Genomic DNA, 16,976 nt, shown 5'->3' with positions numbered 1-16,976 from the left:
CTCTGTGATAAGCGGCAGTCCTTTGCCAAAAGAATACAATGATATTACTTGTCATATCATTTATCGGTCGCACCTTAAGATTTATTTAGTGTTTTTTGAAAAAAAATTTCTTTATCACTTTAAACATGCGAATTCTTTATATATAATGGGAGTCAGAAGTTCCTATATTCGAGGAAAAATGGAGATAACGCCTTATGGACTTTAATACAGATAACAGTAAAGATACTTTAAAAGATGAGATCAAAAGCATTGTTGACCTGATCCTTACTGACTATGAAACTGGCAGAGACATAGATCAGATGGACGTCTACAATCAGCCAGACAGAGACGCGGTAAAAGATATCGTGATAAAGCTTATCCGCATCATCTACCCTGGATACTACAGAGACAAGGTCTACAAAAGCTACAATGACAACAACAGGATCGCTGTTGTTATCGAAGATGTCATTTACAATATGCAAAAACAGATAGCAATAGCATTCCATCACAGTCCTGATTACAAGAATGCTACTGATGAGACTTTAGATTGCGGAGCAAGATGCATCACCCACGAGTTCTTTAAGCAGCTTCCTAAGATCCGTGAATACTTAGATACAGACCTTCAGGCATGCTACGATGGAGACCCTGCAGCATACAGCAAAGGAGAGATCATCCTTTCTTATCCAGGTCTTTTGGCAACAACTATCAACAGGATCGCACACGAGCTCTATCTCTTAAAGGTGCCGCTCATTCCAAGAATGATGACTGAGTATGCGCATTCCAAGACCGGAATCGATATTCACCCAGGTGCGACTATTGGAAAATACTTTATGATAGACCATGGTACAGGTATTGTTATCGGCGAAACTTCTATTATCGGAGAACACGTCAAGATCTATCAGGGTGTTACTATCGGTGGTCTTTCAACTCGTGGAGGTCAGGCTCTTAAAGGTGTTAAAAGACATCCTACTATCGAAGACAACGTTACCATCTATTCCGGTGCGTCAATTCTTGGTGGTGAAACAGTTATTGGCGCAGACACCGTTATCGGCGCTAACGCATTCATCACATCATCAGTTGAACCCGGAAGCCGCATCAGCATGAAGAATCCATGTGACAAATAAAACCTTAAATATAACAAACAAGCGCATCTGCATAAAGCAGATGCGCTTTTATATACTTCTCATATTTCACAATGATCACTGTGCAGATGTTTCTGATGCTGCCTCTACAGACTCAGATACTGATGCTTCTGATGTTGCCTCAGCTGCTGTGTCAACAGATGCCTCAGAAGATGCGGTGGCTGCTGTATCAACAGATGCTTCAGAAGATGCTGCTACTGCTGCATCGACTGCCTCTGGTGTATCCCCACTTTTTTTCCAGATTGCCTTACCTGCAAATGCTGCGATCAGTGCCACTACGACAAGTGCACAAACAACCTTTGCAATCTTTCTTCTGATCTTCTGCTTGGCAAGTCTCTGTTTTCTGCCAGCTTTCTCTTTTTTGTATGCATCAATCTTTTCCTGACTCATGCCTCTTTCCTCACTCCTGTCCATATATTTATGCCATACCACATAGAACTGAACAAAGAAAATTTTAATACACAAGGTCCATTATGTAAACTCACAGCAAGAAAAAATATTATTGACCGCAGCCAAATATTCTCCTTTGCTGCGAGCCTTACGGACAGCCTTTAGCTGCTTATCACAATCTTTAAAATGAACATGCAAAAATGCCCAGTGTTCAAGCATCTTAAAGATCACATTTCTCTCTTCCGGAATATATCCTTCATATCCAACATACAATTTATCAAGATACTCTTTTAGTTCTTTTGAACCAAGGGGTTCTCCTCCACAAATTTCTCTGACAAGAGCAGGGTTTTCCACAAGACCTCTGCCTATCATGTAGGAAATATCCACATCAGTAAGTTCTATATCCAGATACTCTTTTATCCTGTTGTAATCTGAAACTGTAGAAATACTGCCGTTGTAGCAGATGTCAGCCTTACCGCCATTTTCTCTGTAGATCTTGACCGCCTCACAAAATGTATCAAGCCTTGGCTCGCCTTTGTAAAAATCGCTTCTGACTCTTGCGTGAATAGTAAGTTCACTTGCCGGATAAGAAGCCAAAACCTCCATAAGCCTTGGAGTTTCAGAAACATCCATAAGACCAAGTCTTGTCTTTAACGATACCTTGAATCCGAGATTTTCTTTATCCACTGTATCAAATATGTCAAAGAGCATCCTGTCCAAAATGTCAGGATTTTCCAAAAGTCCCGAACCTTTATGCCTATTTACAACTGTAGCAGCAGGGCATCCCATATTGAGATTTATCTCATTGTACCCAAGAGCACTGATCTTCTTGGCAGCCCATATGAAGATTTCCGCCTGATTAGCCATAAGCTGAGGCACTATCTCATTTGATACATCACAAAAAGACGTGCTGTACTCAGGAAGCACGTCTCTTTGTTCACGTTTTTTGAAATGATAATTCTTGGCAGCTGTAAGAAATGGTGTAAAATACTTGTCCATTTCTTTGCCAAACATGTCTTTATGAATATTTCGAAGAGGATAAAGAGTTATACCCTCCATTGGCGCATAATAAAAAGCCATGTTCCTCCTAAAACTCAAGCGAATGGATTATAGAAACGATTTCCATCATGGAAAGTAATGATCATAGTTGCCACAAAGAAAACTATGACAAATGCGATAACAACATAATCAGGTGTCATGAGCTTTCTACGTGAATACCAGCTTCTCTTTTTCTTTTTGCCAAAGCCTCTTAGCTCCATGGCGTTGCTGACAACGTCAATTCTCTCCATTGTTGAAAAAAGAAGTGGAAAGATGATAACAGCTGTATTCTTGATCCTTGACAACATCTTGCCCTTGGAACTCATCTCAATGCCTCTTGCTTCCTGGGCATTTCTGATCCTGTGGAATTCATCCTGAACATCAGGAATGTACCTAAGGGCAATCTCAAGAGAATACGCGATCATATATGGAACGCCAACTCCATTAAGAGATGATGCCAGCTCACTTGGATCTGTAGTAACAAGGAAGATGAACACAGCAGGTATTACTGTGAAGTACTTGATAAATACATTGAACTCATAAAAGAGCTGTTCCTTGGTAAGTGTATATGGTCCAAAGAGGTGAGCTATCTCATGCCTTGTGCCATATATCTCGCATCCCTGGTATGGTGCAAAGAAAAAGATACATGTGAGATTTATCACCATAAAGAACATGATAGCAATAAAAACGCCGCTTACCTGCTTCCACTTAGTTCCAGATATCACATAGATGATACCTCCCATCAGGATCATCAAAAGAAGTATTCTGGTATCAAAAGTAAGTGCACTGGTAAGGCACCACAGCAAAAAGAACACAAGCTTGGTAAAGCCACTTAGCTTATGTATCGGCGTATCCTTTTTTTCGTACGAAATCATTCTACTCATAAAACAAAACCAATCTATAAATAATTATTTGGATTTCTCACTGTCAATAAAGCGCGCCACAAATTCTCCAGCATCGCTGATATCACATTTCTGTGCAAGGTCATAAAGAGATGTTCTCTTAAGATATGCTCTGTTGCAAACCTCGTCATTGGTAAGCACTTCTTCTGGAGCAGCATCCATAAGGAGCTGACCATCTGTAAGTACAAGAGCTCTGTCTGTGTACTCCAGCATCAGATGCATATCGTGAGTGATCATCACAATAGTGATCCCAAGCTTTTCTTTTAAATCATGTAAAAATTCCATGATCTCAGTATAGTGTTCATAGTCCTGACCAGCAGTAGGCTCATCAAGGATAATGAGCTGTGGATCAAGTACAAGTATCGAAGCAATAGACACTCTCTTTTTCTGTCCAAAAGAAAGAGCTGATACAGGCCAGTTTCTGAATGGGTAAAGACCGCAGATCTTAAGAATCTCGTTTACCTTTTCCTTGACCTTGTCTTCTGGAACACCACGCACTGTAAGTCCCAAAGCCACTTCGTCATAGATCATAGGCTTAGAGATCATCTGATTTGGACTTTGGAGGCAATAACCTATCTTCTCTCCTCTTTCCTTGATGGAATACTGAGAGAGATCTTCGCCATCAAAATAAATATGACCTTCATCAGGATCAACAAATCCGCAGATAAGAGAAGCAAGTGTTGATTTACCTGCACCATTTTTGCCCACAAGAGAAATCATCTCGCCCCGTTTTATCTCAAAGCTGACGTCATTTATGATAGTCCTTGCTTCATCATATCTGAACTTAAGTCCATCTACTTTCAAAAGCACATCAGAAGTAGTCTCTTTTCTGTCCATAGAAATACTGTGAAACCAGTCTTTGACTGTCTTCTTGTATGGCTCAATATTCATAGTCTCAATATGCTGAGGATGATCAGCTGGATCTATCTTGGCTCCTGCTGCCTTCAGAGCTGCCACATACAATGGCTCTCTGATACCATTCTCCAGCAAAAGATTCGATGAAAGGAGTTCATCTGGATGCATATCTGCAACTATCTGTCCGCCTCCCATCAATATTACTCTGTCTATATCCTTGTAGAGTACATCTTCAAGTCTGTGCTCAATGATGATAACAGTCAGATCTTCCTGTTTAAGAATATCGTCAATAAGTGCGATAGTTCTTTTACCAGTGGCTGGATCAAGGTTTGCAAGCGGTTCATCAAAAAGCAAAACCTTAACATCACATGCCATAACGCCGCCAAGGGATACTCTCTGCTTCTGACCGCCGGAAAGAGCTCCTGGGGCATTTCCTAAAAAGTTTGTAAGTTCAAGTTGCTGTGCTACATCTGCTACTTTTTTAAACATCTGCTCCTGAGGCATATTGTCATTTTCAAGAGCAAACGCTATATCTTCTGCAACGCTTAGGGCAATAAACTGTCCGTCTGTGTCCTGAAGAACAGTACCAACAATTTGGGACATGCCAAAAACTCCGAGCTTCTTGGGCTCCTGCCCATCAACTCGGAGTGTTCCGCTCATATCCCCTGCATAAGAACAAGGGATAAGAGCGTTTAAGCAATGTGCCAATGTAGATTTACCTGAACCAGACTGTCCTGCAATCAGGATCTTCTCGCCTGGGTAAATTTTTAAATTGATATTTTTCAGCGTAGGTTCCTGCTGGGACCTATACTTAAATGTAACGTCTGAAAACTCAATGATTGGGGCACTACTAACCAACCTATTAATCCTCCGCCTTCAGATCAGATGATTTACCAGCTACCTTTGAGTAAACCGTAAGAAGAATTGATCCGAGAATACCAATTATAACGATATTGCAAACGAATGCAACTGCACCCTGTGCAAATACCTTGTTGGCTGGTTCTGAATATACGAGAATATCAAGAACTGGAGCTACAACGATCCAAGCTACTGCATTTGCAACAACCTGAATGACATTGAAAAGAATACAGCTCTTTGTGTTGAAGCCGCCTTCTTTAACAGCATACTTAGCTGCAAAGAAACCAACAGCAATTCCTACAACACCTTCTGGGAATACCCAGCTCCACCATACTCCGCCATAAAAGAGAGCATCGCCAAGTGCGTGACCAAGAAGACCAACTACACCACCAACGATAGGGCCAAATACAGCTGCGAAGAATGCAAGAACTGCCATTCTAGGCTGAAGAGATGTGTTAGGAACGAAAAAAACTGGAATCTGAACATTTGTAAGTACTACAAACAGGGCAGTTCCTATACCCATAGCAACAACTTCTTTAATCCCAAACTTTTTATCCATCACTTTTCCTCCACGTGAATATATTGTTAGCAACGTACTTATAGTACTATCTTTTATATTTCTTTTCAAACATTTCTACAGGCATTGGCTCATCAAAATAAAAGCCCTGGAACATCTCGCATCCCATCTCGATAAGCTTCTCAAACTGTTCCTTAGTTTCTACGCCTTCAGTGATAACTCCCATGCCAAGTTCATAGGCCATATCTATAGTATATCTGAGAATGACCATAGCTCTCTCATGGTTGTCAGTCCTTCTTAAGAATCCCATATCGATCTTGAGGACATCTGCATTTATATCTTTTAACATATTAAGAGATGAATATCCGCTTCCAAAATCATCGATCTCAACAATAAAGCCGCTCTGTCTAAGTTCTGCTATAAGCTTTGCACACTTGTTGACATCAGATGTTACAGCTGTCTCTGTAAGCTCGATGTTAAGATGTAGTGGATCTATCTTGTATTTCTCAATGAGACTTGTAAATTCTTTTTTGATATCCAGATAATAAAGATCCTTTGGAGAGACATTAACTGAAAGAGACATCTTACTCCATTCAGTTCCCTTCCAGGCCGCAAGCTGCCTTGCCGCAAGTTCCCATACATACTTATCAAGCTTATAGATAAGATCTGCCTTTTCAAGAACCTTGATAAAGACTTCCGGCTCTATTACTCCATTTTCTGGATGAAGCCACCTTGCAAGGGCCTCTGCTCCATACACTTCCCCATTTGCTCTTATCTGAGGCTGCAGGTATATTCCAAACTGCTGATCAAAGAGTGCAAAATCAAAGCTTGAAAGGATCTCTTTTTCCAAAAGAGCATTAACAAGCATATCATCGCTATACCACGCTATCTCGCAGGCGTTATCTCTTTTGATAGACTTACATGCCATGTAGGCTCTGTCGCACATAAAAGAAATATCCATCCCCGGATCAACGATCTCATAGATACCGATCTGAATGTGAATAGAATAAGATGTACTGATGATTCGCCCTGCAAGCTCATTTACAGCAAGTGAAAAATCTTTTTCACTGAACCTTTCCTTTGGCATAACAAGCGCAAAGTGATCTCCATTGATCCTGCCATAGACGTCATCGTCCATAACTCGCTGTGCAAGAAGTTCACCAATGTGCATCAGGATGGCGTTACCTTTTTCAAGGCCAAAAAGCTGATTTATGAGCTTGAAATCCTTGATATTGGAATAGATAAGAAGGAAGTCTTTGTCAGGATTAGCATTAAGTAGCTTTCTGGTCTCCTGGAAAAATCCCTCTTTGTTGTAAAGATGGGTAAGCTCATCATGAGTGAGTCTGTACTGTTCGCCCATTCCATTTTCTATAACATCAGAAAGATTCTGGATTATATAAACATGGCCTGCAGGCATACTCTCGTCATCCAAGAGCTGACGATACCTTACTCTAAAGAGTCTCTCCTTATCATCAACCTTATAGATTCTGCTCCACGCAGGAGTATCCCAGGCAACGCCAATATCTTTCATCCAATTCAAAAAACTCTCGTAAAGCATATCAAGATCATCTTCTGAGTGTAACATGGAAAATGCACGTTTATTGGCATAGACACAGTGCTTGTCCTGAGTCAGAATGATAAGCCCATTGTCTTCATACTGGGCTCCATAGTTGACGAGGCGTAAGATTTTTTCTGCCTCTACCTCTCGATTGTAATAATAAGCGTTTTTACCAAAGATAAAGTCGGGATTCATGTTGTATTCCTATTTTCTAGTCTATTGGTTACGTTATACTACCACACTAATCTTATTGTACACTAAATCACCAAATTATAAAAAGAAAACTTATTTTTTCTTTACACTTTTTTTAGCAAAGAAAATGAGCTTTTATAGTATCATTAATTTACAAAAAAGAGCGTCTTACTCAGTATTTTCGGGAGGTCTCATGCACGAGTCTACTCAGATCTCACGCGGTGAAGGTACCGTTACAGTCATCTTTAACACCGCAAGCACAACCGAAATTTCTCCCCCAGCCATACGAGCTGGCGACTATACACAATTAGTTGACTCCTGTTTCACGGCAAAAGAGCTTTCTTACATCGATGAAGGTTCAAACGCAGAAGTCAGCTTTACTTTTGTTATGTCAGATGAAATCCCATCATCTGAAATTTCTTCACAATATGAAATCGCTATCGCCAATATAGAAAAAGAGATTGGAAAGGTAAGTGAAGGAGTTTTCTTTGATGCCCGTTCCACCAAGGCTATTGGAGACTCAGACAGCAGCGTTGATTCGTTAAAAGAACCAGTGGAGTTCCAGTTTGATGTTCCATTATATCTTAGAAAAGAAAACAGAGAGTACTACGTACTTGCCAATAACAAAGGCGTTTGTACACTACTTAATGACATAGATAAAGAAGCTGACACCATAACCATTGAAGCCAATTCCATCGCAAATTGCCTCATCCTCTACCAGGACGGTGTTCCAAAATCTGAATCTACCTCCAAATTCCAGATAACCTCATCGCATCTCTTCATAGTATCGATCTTGATACTAGTGGGTACGTGGTTCTTCGTAGACAGAGTGCATAGTAGGATATAAAAAAGACCGCATATCTGCGGTCTTATTCTTTAAAAGACATTATCTTTGGATATTCCCTACCACTCTCGCCTTATTTTTTCAAAGTCAATAGTCTTACCAACCTTCTTCCATACAATAAACGTCAGGACTGTATTTATTGCAGCGACCACAAAGTATGTAATAAGGATCCGTACTCCGTCTTCACCGGTATTGATATACGATGAACCTGAATTATTCACCGGAACAAATAATCCTTCTGTATAACCAGCAAAAAAGTCAAACAATCCATGTGTCACACCGCAGGCCCATATATTTCTGGTCTTCCAATACAGTATAAGAAGGGCCAGTCCAAAAACGCCTGATTCCAAGGTTTTGGCTACAGCCTGTCCCCATGCGATAGAGGACGTGACATCGAATTCTCCCACAATATGTGCTGCCCCGAATACTACTGAAGATACTACAGCACTTAGGACAAAGACATATTTCTTTTCCCTGAACTTATAGATTATCGCATCGTTTATAACTGCCCTGAAAGCCAGTTCTTCAAAAAGGCCCACAGACATGAACATAAGAAACACGATGATAATTTCCAATACCGGGTTATCTTTCAGTGGAACCTGATCTTCTATACCAGAGATCAGCAAAACTGAACCCATGATCAGGGACATCACCAGAAATCCTATGGAATTCACAATAACATATCCAGTGGAAACATAGCAGGATGTCAGTGTCTTATCTCCAGATATCTGGTACAAGAAAAAGCACACTGCTCCGCAAAGCATGGTCCTTATTATAAAGAACTGAAAATTCGACTCTCCAGGCACCGCTTTAAAACACACAACCACATATACTATGCAGAGCGCAGCAGTTATCAGCGGAGATCTTTTCATGAATTCAATATACTTTTTTAACATTGGTATTCTCCTGAATGAATCATATCAAAAATCCAGCTCTTTTTTCCTAAAGAGCAGATATGCCAAAATAATGGAAATAGTGCATATCTTTGCGACATGCCAAAGCAGTGTAAAGATTGCCGTGCCACCGGTAAGCAGCAAGTCTGCCTTTGCACACTCCAGGGCATGTGCAAAAATATGCCTGTCTATATGCAAAAGGTTGATCACTGGAATAGCATTCAGACCGCTCAACAGCGTATCTCCTGCAAAAAGCAGGAATGCATCCACCAGTGTTGCATAGGCAACATTCTTGCTCCAGAAAAGAATGATCATGGATATTGTTGCATAGCCCAGAACTGTAAAAGCATTGACCAGTATTGAACTATATAAAAAGCTGCTTTCTGAGGCATTCATCTTTGCGCCCATTCCCAGACCTACAATGGTGATGAAAAGAGTATAGATTCCATATGAAATAAAGGTCACGATCACGCAATTAATGAACTTAGCAATCAGAAGCCTCCTTCTGGAAATTCCTCTTCCAATGAGGCACTGCATAGAATTTGACGTGAACTCATCAGCATATACACTCACATATATGGCAATTCCAATAAACAGATTCATTGTTTTTATAGCTGTTCCCTGATTAGAAGCAAATGAAAGTCCGCTGAGCCCATCGCCCTTTGATTGAATAGTCCATAAGAGTGAAATAAGGAGGCAAATTCCAAGCACAATCCAAAATGACGGTTTTCTCAGGATTCTTTTAACATCTGCAAAAATTAGATTTTTCAAAAGTCAAACTCCTTTCTCCGGAAAAAATAAGTGGTGATCGCCAAGGCTGCCAAAAGATAACAGGCTGCAGGCAGAAGCTGCCAGGGGGCTGCTCCCACTTCTATTCCGGTATATGCCCAATCAAGCATACCGTCAAAGGTATAGTCATATAACGAAAGCGAAGAAAAAAATTCTACTATGTTAAACACCAGTTTAAACACAACCGTAAATGCGATACATGCGATGATACCAAGGACTGTCGAGCCAGAGATGTACATGATCATTGCAGAAAAGACAATGTATCCAAAATGTCTAAGCCACCTCAGAAGGATAAATATAATAAGATTCACCTGTTGCTGCGGGCTTAGTACGATTGCTGATCCTGTATTTATTACAATAAGAGCCACTGTAATTATGACCAGATACAGGCAAAGAAGTACGATGGCGGCATCAAGGAGCTTGGCGATTATGAGCTTATCCCTGGTTATGCCATGACCAAGCACAGTCTGCATGGATTTTGAAGACAACTCATGTGCAAAAACAGCATAGAATGTGGGAAAGACTATAAAAAGAGCCATAGGCGCTCCGCTAAGTGATTTTTGCACACCATTTATCAGTCCGATCGAGCCATCATTTACAACGCCTTCAAGTACTGTATATGAGATATAGATCAGCGCAAGCAAAAGACCTGCATAGATAAGGCCAACTCGAAAGATACGTTTCAAATCTGCTCTTAACAAATTTCTCATTCTGCTGATCCTCCAATGAGTTCAAAGTAATAGTCTTCCAAAGTAACTTTTTCTTTTCCTTCTTTCAGGATATCAATACCATTTTCTTTAAGAATACTTTTGGCTCTTTCCAGATTACCTGCAGAAACTGTCAGTTCTACTTCAGGGCGCTTTGCAGAAAGGTCATCCTGTGTTATCTCTTTTGCTATAACTCCGTTGTGTACTATACCGAAGCGATCTGCAGTATTCTCCAGTTCACCAAGAATATGGCTTGACACTATGACTGTCATACCAAACTCATCCCTGAACCTGCGTATCATATGCCGGATATCGGCTATGCCCTGAGGATCCAGGCCGTTGGTCGGTTCGTCAAGAATCAGAATGTCAGGATTTCCAAGGATCGCATTTCCTATTCCAAGACGCTGTTTCATTCCAAGGGAATATCCCTTGGCTTTCTGATTCTCCTTGCCGTCTGTAAGACCTACAACCTTGAGAACGCGGTCCACTTCCTGCTTTAGAGCTTTTCCTTTGAGTCCCTTTGCAGCTGCATAGTATTCAAGATTTGCTCGTCCTGAAAGGTATCCGTAGAAATTGGATCCCACAAAAAATCCAACCTTTGACCTGCCTTCAAACAGCTCTTTTCGATTCTTTGAGCCATCTATGGAAACAGTGCCGGAAGTGTATTCCGACAATCCAAGAATCATCTTGAATATGGTGGTTTTTCCTGCACCATTTTTACCTATCAGGCCGTATATATTGCCTTTATTAACCTGCATGGTGACACCTTTTAGTACATCATGCTTACCATAGCTTTTGATTATGTTATCAAGCCTTATTGCTGCATTTGAAATCTCTGATCCCATAATTAGTCTCCTTTAAAAACGAAAGTTTATTATCTGGATATATCTGGATAAGCCATCACCAGACATTGACTCTTTTTTCCGGGTTTAAGTACATTCCATCTCCCGGCTTAATATCATAGGTTTCAATGAATTCATCATATTGTTGGAGCATAATGTTTATTCTGAGGAAAGGAAGAGGATGTACGTCACCTCTCATTGTGCCAAGCTCGCTTTCCTTAGTTGTCTGCTGTGCATATTGCCTTGCAAAGGCCCTGAAAAACTCGTCATAATCAAAATCAGGTAAATCCCTTGCCACATATAGAACTGACTTGATGCCTCCCATATCAGCTATGGCTTCATCTTTTATATTGTTTCCATTTACTTTCTGCATACCAGGAATAGGTCTTGCCAGTGAAAAATAACCGGCAAGCTTTGATGCTTTTTCATCCATCTTTGACCTGTCCTGTACCGCCATCCAGTCGATAGGGATTATATTTTCATCGAACTGACGTCCGTACAGATCAAACTTTGTTCCGTTAGAATCAAATCCATGAGTTATCTCATGGCCAATAGTAGTTCCTACGATTCCAGCAAACTGCTCAAGTGATGCATCCTCTCCGAATGCCGCATCACACATGGCTAAGTAACCTGCCATTATATAGATGCCGTTTTCTCCTGTATAATATACGCAGTTAACCTCGGTAGTAGTTTTACCTGTATCATAGATATCCCACTTAAATCTGTCCCAGTCTGGATTCTTACTTATAGCAGCCCTGTGAGCTTCCAACATGCGCCTGCCCTCAGCTGCAGCCTCAACAAGGTTGCCTCCTTCCTCGTAGGATCTTATTTCCGCTGCTGAATAATCAGCAACATTATCAGGCTTTACGAGGTGCAGAGCCATATTTTGCAATTTTTCTTTTGCAGCAGTTTTGGTATCCTCTGACATCCAGTCTTCTTCATCAAGTATTTGTGAATAAACTTTTATCAGCGCGTCAGTAAATTCCTCTACCCGATCTGTCTTTTTGCTGTCCTTAAAATATTTTTCCAGGTATAAAGTATCTAACAATGGAAGAAATCCGCAGATTTTCATATCATTTCTAAAGAGGACGCTGCACTGGCCATCTGATAATCCCTCCTGGCTACCGGTGCTTGGGTTATAAAGGGCAACCATCTTTTCATATGATTCGCGATCAAGAAGATACTTGATCGAATCAATGGTATGTACTATAAGAAATGCCTTAATATCCTTAAGATTCTTTTCGCTATAAATCCCGGATAGAGACTTAAGATATGTGTAATCCACGTAAAAACTATCGCATCCTAAGTAGCCTCTGCTATCTAATATCTGTAAGAGCGGGTAGCCCCCTTGTAAGGCATCTATCCCTTCTCTGTTATTTTGAGCCTGTGTAATCATTTCTCTTACGCCGAAATAATCCATATTACTGTTTCTGGCGATATATGTCTCTATTCTGTAATTGCCTTTTATGATGTCTTTGATCTCTTTTTCTGAAAAACCAAGTCGTCCAAGATAATAGCCAATTACATCATCGCATCTTTCCTTGGCTGCTAATGTGTTACTTGTATATTCCACGTATGAAGAGGCAGATCCGAGAGAAAGAGCTGGTGCCTTGAGGTTTAGTGTACTCTTGTCCGGAAACTGCAGTTGCGGTCCTATGGAATCCGGTATCAATAACCCAAGGCCAAAGGGATTTTTCTCAAGGCTTCCCTGATAATCTGTAAGTTCACTTATAGAAGATATGCTTTGTATGTCTGAAATATATTTTTTAAGCGGTTCTACTCCAAGCTTATTTCTCTCATCCCAATCAGAGTATAGCTTTACCAAAGACTTGTACTTTTCTGCATTGGCACCTGTCATAGTATCATCAGAGGCAATCGCCATACATCTTTCGTATATCAGCTTGGATGCATCAAGGACTATACTGGCCTCTTCATAAGCAGGATCTATAACTGCAGACAAAATATAGTCTTTATTTGCAGCCGCAGCAAAGTCATCCTGAAGCCGTATGTTGTCTTTAGCCCCAACCACGCCGATCACATCAGAATCAACCCACTTTCCTCCTCCAGGTGTTCCGGAAACATCTTCTGTCTCGTCACTGCCATCTCCACATCCTACAGACACGAGTATCAGAGCGGTCATAAGAAATACTGATGTAGTTCTTCTGAATATATTCCATTTGTTTTCTCTCATTGACTACCTTCTCCTATCTCATCTATAAAACACCCACAAGCCTATTGCCTGATTCCATTATCTTTCCAGCTATCATCTTTTTATGTGAAAGAGCTGCTTCATAGAAACGACCAAGATATGTGTCTGACTTATCCCCGGCTAGCAGATACAGATCGACATATGCGTCCATATCAAAATCCGGAATTTTTTCCCCGGAAATGCTTTTCCCCAGGGCCTTCCAGTCAGCTGAAGCATCAACCTGTCTTTTTGCAATTATCCCGCGAATCCTATCAAGATGTGGCTGAATTTTATCCCAGGCATAAGTATCTTTTTCAAACACATCTATCTCCCCATTGAGGTAACTCAGAGCATATACCATCTGAGCAAAAGCATGCTCATAATCATGTGGATTATCTTTGATAATTTCTTTGTAGTCTCCCCATGCAGGCAGATAAACATATCTGATGTAACTATAATCGGGCAAATGTCCGGCACGTCCATGTCCCAGATTCATGATTGAATTCTCATATGACTGATATACACTACCAACGTATACTGGTTTATCCACGTCCTCCGATGCAGTTGGATTATGAGAAAACTCGATCCGTCTACGTTCTGGCTCTGAGCCATTCCCTGGAAAAAGTTCATAAAAGTACCAGTTTGTGTTATTTATTACCAATGAAGGAGTTCCTGCAAAAAATGTATGAGCCCAGGTATCAGCTAGAACATGCATGGCAATTCCAGCAGCTTCCAAGCCCCTACCCTTTGCATTTTTCACTGTATCCACCAATAGGTTGCCATTCGGCCCGCATATCAATCGGTATTTATCTTTATAATTCTTTGAGCCCTTATCTACATCTGCATATAGATCCTTAGGCAAAAAATGAAAAGCTGCCCAGATTCTTGTTATATCGCACAAACCTATCTGGTCTGTTCTTGCCTGTAATAGCTCTGCCTGTAACTGGGTGGTGGCTGCCGCTGATGGTCCCCCTGACTTTTTCAGCCAAGTCCTTGAACAGTGATCAACCAACTGGGCCCCATAACATATATCAAGGCTGCTTTTATGATCGTATCCAGCCAGCAATGCAGCGCAGTATGTAGCATAATAATGAAAATCTCCCTGCATTTTTTCTCCTGTTTAACCAATAGTTATAACCTGTTGACGGCGGAAAGTATTAGCTATACTTATGACTGCTGAAAGAATAAAGCCTATTGCACAAATACTCACAACTCTCGCTCCACTTCTCATAAAGATCAGGCAGCTAGCAGCAACCAGGATCTTAACCAGCCCCTGGAAAGTCTTAATTTTCCAAGAGCTTTGTATTCTTCTGGCCTCATTTGCACCAATGAGGTTCACTATGCCTGAAAATGCAAGTGTTCCTGCTAAGTACATAAGGACATATACTTTTGGTACCCACACAAGAGATCCGGTTAATACTCCAAAATCAAAGTATAAGATTCCAAGAAACAGAATATTCCGTCCACCTACCATGTAACGAGCCATGCTGAAATAATACCAAAGCTTACGAATGCCCCTTATCTCCAAGCTTAAAGAAAACACCCCAATAATAGCCATATATGCTTTTTCACCAAAAACAAGCAATGCAATGCCTATGAGGATCATTGAAACAGCCGAAATGATGTTTTCTATTTTTTTCCAGATCGTCATCTAGTTCCCCACTCTATCTTTTCAAGTTTTCTGATTTTATAAGCCGCATACAAAATCAATATGTAATTAACAAGCGCTGTAACTTCCATGATAAAAAAGGCCAAGTCTATATTTCCGCTTGAATCTGCGGCGTTAAAAAAATAGAAAATATTCGATATTATCAACATTCCAGTAAATATTGCGCTAAGGAAAGAAAACACAAGATAAAGCCTGTTACACTTTTTGGCAGTCTGTCGTCCCACTCTATAAGCATTTAACCCAATGTACAGATGGTACAAAAAAGCTACAGCACAAAAAAGAAAGAGTATCAGAAGAACTACTATCCACGAAATGATCTTCACAAACTTCTCAAATTCAGTGCCAATAGCTATGATGCCGCCTTGATTCATTGCTATTTCAATATGTTTTGCAATTGTATCTTCCCCCAGAAAAAAAACGATAAATAGCTTGATGACATCCCATATTGACATGATGATCACCATCCCGCCACTTATAGCCAAACTATCCCTATAACGACGAAGCTGAATCTGTATTCCCTGATTTTGGGGCTTGTATAATGTATCATTCATACTTGGTTCCACTTCTTATCCCATATTTCACCAGCTTTTGCCATCTTGTTTTTGCTTAACAAATAAAGTGCGAATATACCAATGATTGCAGCCACTATAATGTCATACACCAGTCGTCCCGTGTTATACTGCTGTGTAAGTATGCCTTCCGCGGAAAGGTATGGATCCGTTACAAAACAAATATAGTCGAACAAACCGTGTGCAAATATTGGAAATATTACGCTACCAGTCATTAAGAACAATTCAGAAAACAAAAGCCCCAAAAAAGTAGCATGAATCACCTGTATCAGGCTCATAAGCATATCTGCCCCCTCTAAGATGTTACCTAAATGCATCAATCCGAAGATTACAGATAATAAGATCACTGCAACAAGTCTTTTTGATCTCTTAACATATCTCATGATAAGTGCCAGAGCCAATAATCTGAACATTGTCTCTTCTCCGAATCCAGCAGAAAGCCCCATAGTGATCGCTTTAAATGATGGATTGAAATAAAATGGTACTCCCATACACAAAGGCGTGATCAATGTAAATATAAGAAGAGCAATGAACGGAAGTATTATTATGCAAATATCTTTTGCCGAAGTTTCCGCTTTCACAAATCCTTTAAATTCTGGAGAAAACCAAACCTTAAAGAGGATCATCATTATTGCCGCAGCAATGCAAATTCCTATATTTCCGCCTTCTTCAGAAATCTTTTGACCTAACGATCCTCCTACAGCTATAAAAGCCGACGGAATAATGATGCTGAGTACAACTGCGATATAGGGCTTCTTTTCGCATAATAAATGGTTCTTTGCTCTTTTATTCATATAATTCCTCCTGTAATGATATATACGGAAGGCCTACAATTATCATTTTTTATCACTTTTATATTACCATTTATAGTTAAGTAATTATCTTAAATAAGTATAAATATTAAGACAATGACCTATGCTCTTTTCCGTAATCTATCAATTGTTTTCCTTTCTTCATTGACTTGTATTTTTTCTTGTAGTCTCTGCTTGGGGGTGGGATTATGCTGGATTTGTGCTTATATTTAGGCTTGTGTTACGCACAAAT

At 40.3% G+C, this 16,976-nt stretch carries 17 protein-coding genes; 2 read left to right on the top strand and 15 right to left on the bottom strand.

The window, feature by feature from the left end; genetic code table 11:
* Positions 1-194: 194 nt before the first annotated feature.
* The gene (gene epsC, locus bhn_RS04440) at positions 195-1,103 is read left to right on the top strand and encodes a serine O-acetyltransferase EpsC (RefSeq protein WP_071175556.1); all 909 of its coding nucleotides are present in this window, start codon (positions 195-197) and stop codon (positions 1,101-1,103) included.
* 75 nt (positions 1,104-1,178) lie between these two features.
* Here epsC and bhn_RS04435 read toward each other — a convergent pair whose 3' ends face one another.
* The 6 genes from bhn_RS04435 to bhn_RS04410 form a co-directional block, all read right to left on the bottom strand.
* The gene (locus tag bhn_RS04435) at positions 1,179-1,511 is read right to left on the bottom strand and encodes a hypothetical protein (RefSeq protein WP_071175555.1); all 333 of its coding nucleotides are present in this window, start codon (positions 1,509-1,511) and stop codon (positions 1,179-1,181) included.
* An 81-nt stretch (positions 1,512-1,592) separates the two neighbouring features.
* A complete protein-coding gene (locus bhn_RS04430; RefSeq protein ID WP_071175554.1) occupies positions 1,593-2,591 on the bottom strand; it encodes a tRNA dihydrouridine synthase in 999 nt (332 codons plus the stop codon).
* 14 nt (positions 2,592-2,605) lie between these two features.
* Positions 2,606-3,424: an energy-coupling factor transporter transmembrane component T family protein gene (locus bhn_RS04425; RefSeq protein WP_330393241.1), complete on the bottom strand. Its 819-nt coding sequence runs from the start codon at positions 3,422-3,424 to the stop codon at positions 2,606-2,608.
* A gap of 33 nt (positions 3,425-3,457) precedes the next feature.
* Complete coding sequence (locus bhn_RS04420; RefSeq protein WP_071175552.1) at positions 3,458-5,164, bottom strand: ABC transporter ATP-binding protein; 1,707 nt, start codon at positions 5,162-5,164, stop codon at positions 3,458-3,460.
* Positions 5,165-5,168: 4 nt separating this feature from the next.
* The gene (locus bhn_RS04415; protein ID WP_071175551.1) at positions 5,169-5,723 is read right to left on the bottom strand and encodes an ECF-type riboflavin transporter substrate-binding protein; all 555 of its coding nucleotides are present in this window, start codon (positions 5,721-5,723) and stop codon (positions 5,169-5,171) included.
* 46 nt (positions 5,724-5,769) lie between these two features.
* The gene (locus bhn_RS04410) at positions 5,770-7,434 is read right to left on the bottom strand and encodes a bifunctional diguanylate cyclase/phosphodiesterase (protein ID WP_071175550.1); all 1,665 of its coding nucleotides are present in this window, start codon (positions 7,432-7,434) and stop codon (positions 5,770-5,772) included.
* Positions 7,435-7,624: 190 nt separating this feature from the next.
* Between bhn_RS04410 and bhn_RS04405 the strand changes: the two genes are divergently transcribed.
* On the top strand, positions 7,625-8,278 hold the full coding sequence (locus tag bhn_RS04405) for a hypothetical protein (RefSeq protein ID WP_071175549.1): 654 nt from the start codon (positions 7,625-7,627) through the stop codon (positions 8,276-8,278).
* A gap of 56 nt (positions 8,279-8,334) precedes the next feature.
* Here the strand turns inward: bhn_RS04405 and bhn_RS04400 are convergent, their stop codons facing one another.
* The 9 genes from bhn_RS04400 to bhn_RS04360 are packed head-to-tail and all read right to left on the bottom strand — an operon-like array spanning position 8,335 to position 16,726.
* Entirely contained in the window at positions 8,335-9,171 is an 837-nt protein-coding gene (locus tag bhn_RS04400) for a CPBP family intramembrane glutamic endopeptidase (RefSeq protein ID WP_071175548.1), read from the bottom strand.
* A 24-nt stretch (positions 9,172-9,195) separates the two neighbouring features.
* Complete coding sequence (locus tag bhn_RS04395; RefSeq protein WP_071175547.1) at positions 9,196-9,939, bottom strand: ABC transporter permease; 744 nt, start codon at positions 9,937-9,939, stop codon at positions 9,196-9,198.
* Complete coding sequence (locus bhn_RS04390) at positions 9,936-10,667, bottom strand: hypothetical protein (RefSeq protein ID WP_071175546.1); 732 nt, start codon at positions 10,665-10,667, stop codon at positions 9,936-9,938. The genes bhn_RS04395 and bhn_RS04390 overlap by 4 nt, the downstream gene beginning before the upstream one ends.
* Positions 10,664-11,509, bottom strand: coding sequence for an ABC transporter ATP-binding protein (locus tag bhn_RS04385; protein ID WP_071175545.1), 846 nt, complete (start codon positions 11,507-11,509; stop codon positions 10,664-10,666). Before bhn_RS04385 ends, bhn_RS04390 begins: the two co-directional genes overlap by 4 nt.
* 55 nt (positions 11,510-11,564) lie before the next feature.
* Complete coding sequence (locus tag bhn_RS04380; protein ID WP_071175544.1) at positions 11,565-13,697, bottom strand: M13 family metallopeptidase; 2,133 nt, start codon at positions 13,695-13,697, stop codon at positions 11,565-11,567.
* A 22-nt stretch (positions 13,698-13,719) separates the two neighbouring features.
* Positions 13,720-14,802 (bottom strand): DUF6765 family protein, encoded by a 1,083-nt coding sequence (locus bhn_RS04375; protein WP_071175543.1) that lies wholly within the window; start codon positions 14,800-14,802, stop codon positions 13,720-13,722.
* A gap of 12 nt (positions 14,803-14,814) precedes the next feature.
* Entirely contained in the window at positions 14,815-15,345 is a 531-nt protein-coding gene (locus bhn_RS04370; protein WP_071175542.1) for a DUF308 domain-containing protein, read from the bottom strand.
* Complete coding sequence (locus tag bhn_RS04365; protein WP_071175541.1) at positions 15,342-15,914, bottom strand: hypothetical protein; 573 nt, start codon at positions 15,912-15,914, stop codon at positions 15,342-15,344. The genes bhn_RS04370 and bhn_RS04365 overlap by 4 nt, the downstream gene beginning before the upstream one ends.
* Positions 15,911-16,726, bottom strand: coding sequence for a CPBP family intramembrane glutamic endopeptidase (locus bhn_RS04360; protein WP_071175540.1), 816 nt, complete (start codon positions 16,724-16,726; stop codon positions 15,911-15,913). The genes bhn_RS04365 and bhn_RS04360 overlap by 4 nt, the downstream gene beginning before the upstream one ends.
* Between the last annotated feature and the right edge of the window lie 250 nt (positions 16,727-16,976).

This window comes from Butyrivibrio hungatei (genome assembly GCF_001858005.1).
Taxonomy (GTDB): domain Bacteria; phylum Bacillota; class Clostridia; order Lachnospirales; family Lachnospiraceae; genus Butyrivibrio; species Butyrivibrio hungatei.
The sequence above is the reverse complement of the archived record's forward strand: the minus strand, read 5'-3'. Positions and strand labels throughout refer to the sequence as shown.

Excerpts from the sequence above, each read along its gene's own strand:
- epsC (WP_071175556.1), top strand. The coding sequence starts at position 195 with ATGGACTTTAATACAGATAACAGTAAAGATACTTTAAAAGATGAGATC.
- bhn_RS04360 (WP_071175540.1), bottom strand. The coding sequence starts at position 16,726 with ATGAATAAAAGAGCAAAGAACCATTTATTATGCGAAAAGAAGCCCTAT.
- bhn_RS04365 (WP_071175541.1), bottom strand. The coding sequence starts at position 15,914 with ATGAATGATACATTATACAAGCCCCAAAATCAGGGAATACAGATTCAG.
- bhn_RS04435 (WP_071175555.1), bottom strand. The coding sequence starts at position 1,511 with ATGAGTCAGGAAAAGATTGATGCATACAAAAAAGAGAAAGCTGGCAGA.
- bhn_RS04415 (WP_071175551.1), bottom strand. The coding sequence starts at position 5,723 with ATGGATAAAAAGTTTGGGATTAAAGAAGTTGTTGCTATGGGTATAGGA.
- bhn_RS04410 (WP_071175550.1), bottom strand. The coding sequence starts at position 7,434 with ATGAATCCCGACTTTATCTTTGGTAAAAACGCTTATTATTACAATCGA.
- bhn_RS04430 (WP_071175554.1), bottom strand. The coding sequence starts at position 2,591 with ATGGCTTTTTATTATGCGCCAATGGAGGGTATAACTCTTTATCCTCTT.
- bhn_RS04370 (WP_071175542.1), bottom strand. The coding sequence starts at position 15,345 with ATGACGATCTGGAAAAAAATAGAAAACATCATTTCGGCTGTTTCAATG.
- bhn_RS04385 (WP_071175545.1), bottom strand. The coding sequence starts at position 11,509 with ATGGGATCAGAGATTTCAAATGCAGCAATAAGGCTTGATAACATAATC.
- bhn_RS04405 (WP_071175549.1), top strand. The coding sequence starts at position 7,625 with ATGCACGAGTCTACTCAGATCTCACGCGGTGAAGGTACCGTTACAGTC.
- bhn_RS04375 (WP_071175543.1), bottom strand. The coding sequence starts at position 14,802 with ATGCAGGGAGATTTTCATTATTATGCTACATACTGCGCTGCATTGCTG.
- bhn_RS04425 (WP_330393241.1), bottom strand. The coding sequence starts at position 3,424 with ATGATTTCGTACGAAAAAAAGGATACGCCGATACATAAGCTAAGTGGC.
- bhn_RS04400 (WP_071175548.1), bottom strand. The coding sequence starts at position 9,171 with ATGTTAAAAAAGTATATTGAATTCATGAAAAGATCTCCGCTGATAACT.
- bhn_RS04390 (WP_071175546.1), bottom strand. The coding sequence starts at position 10,667 with ATGAGAAATTTGTTAAGAGCAGATTTGAAACGTATCTTTCGAGTTGGC.
- bhn_RS04380 (WP_071175544.1), bottom strand. The coding sequence starts at position 13,697 with ATGAGAGAAAACAAATGGAATATATTCAGAAGAACTACATCAGTATTT.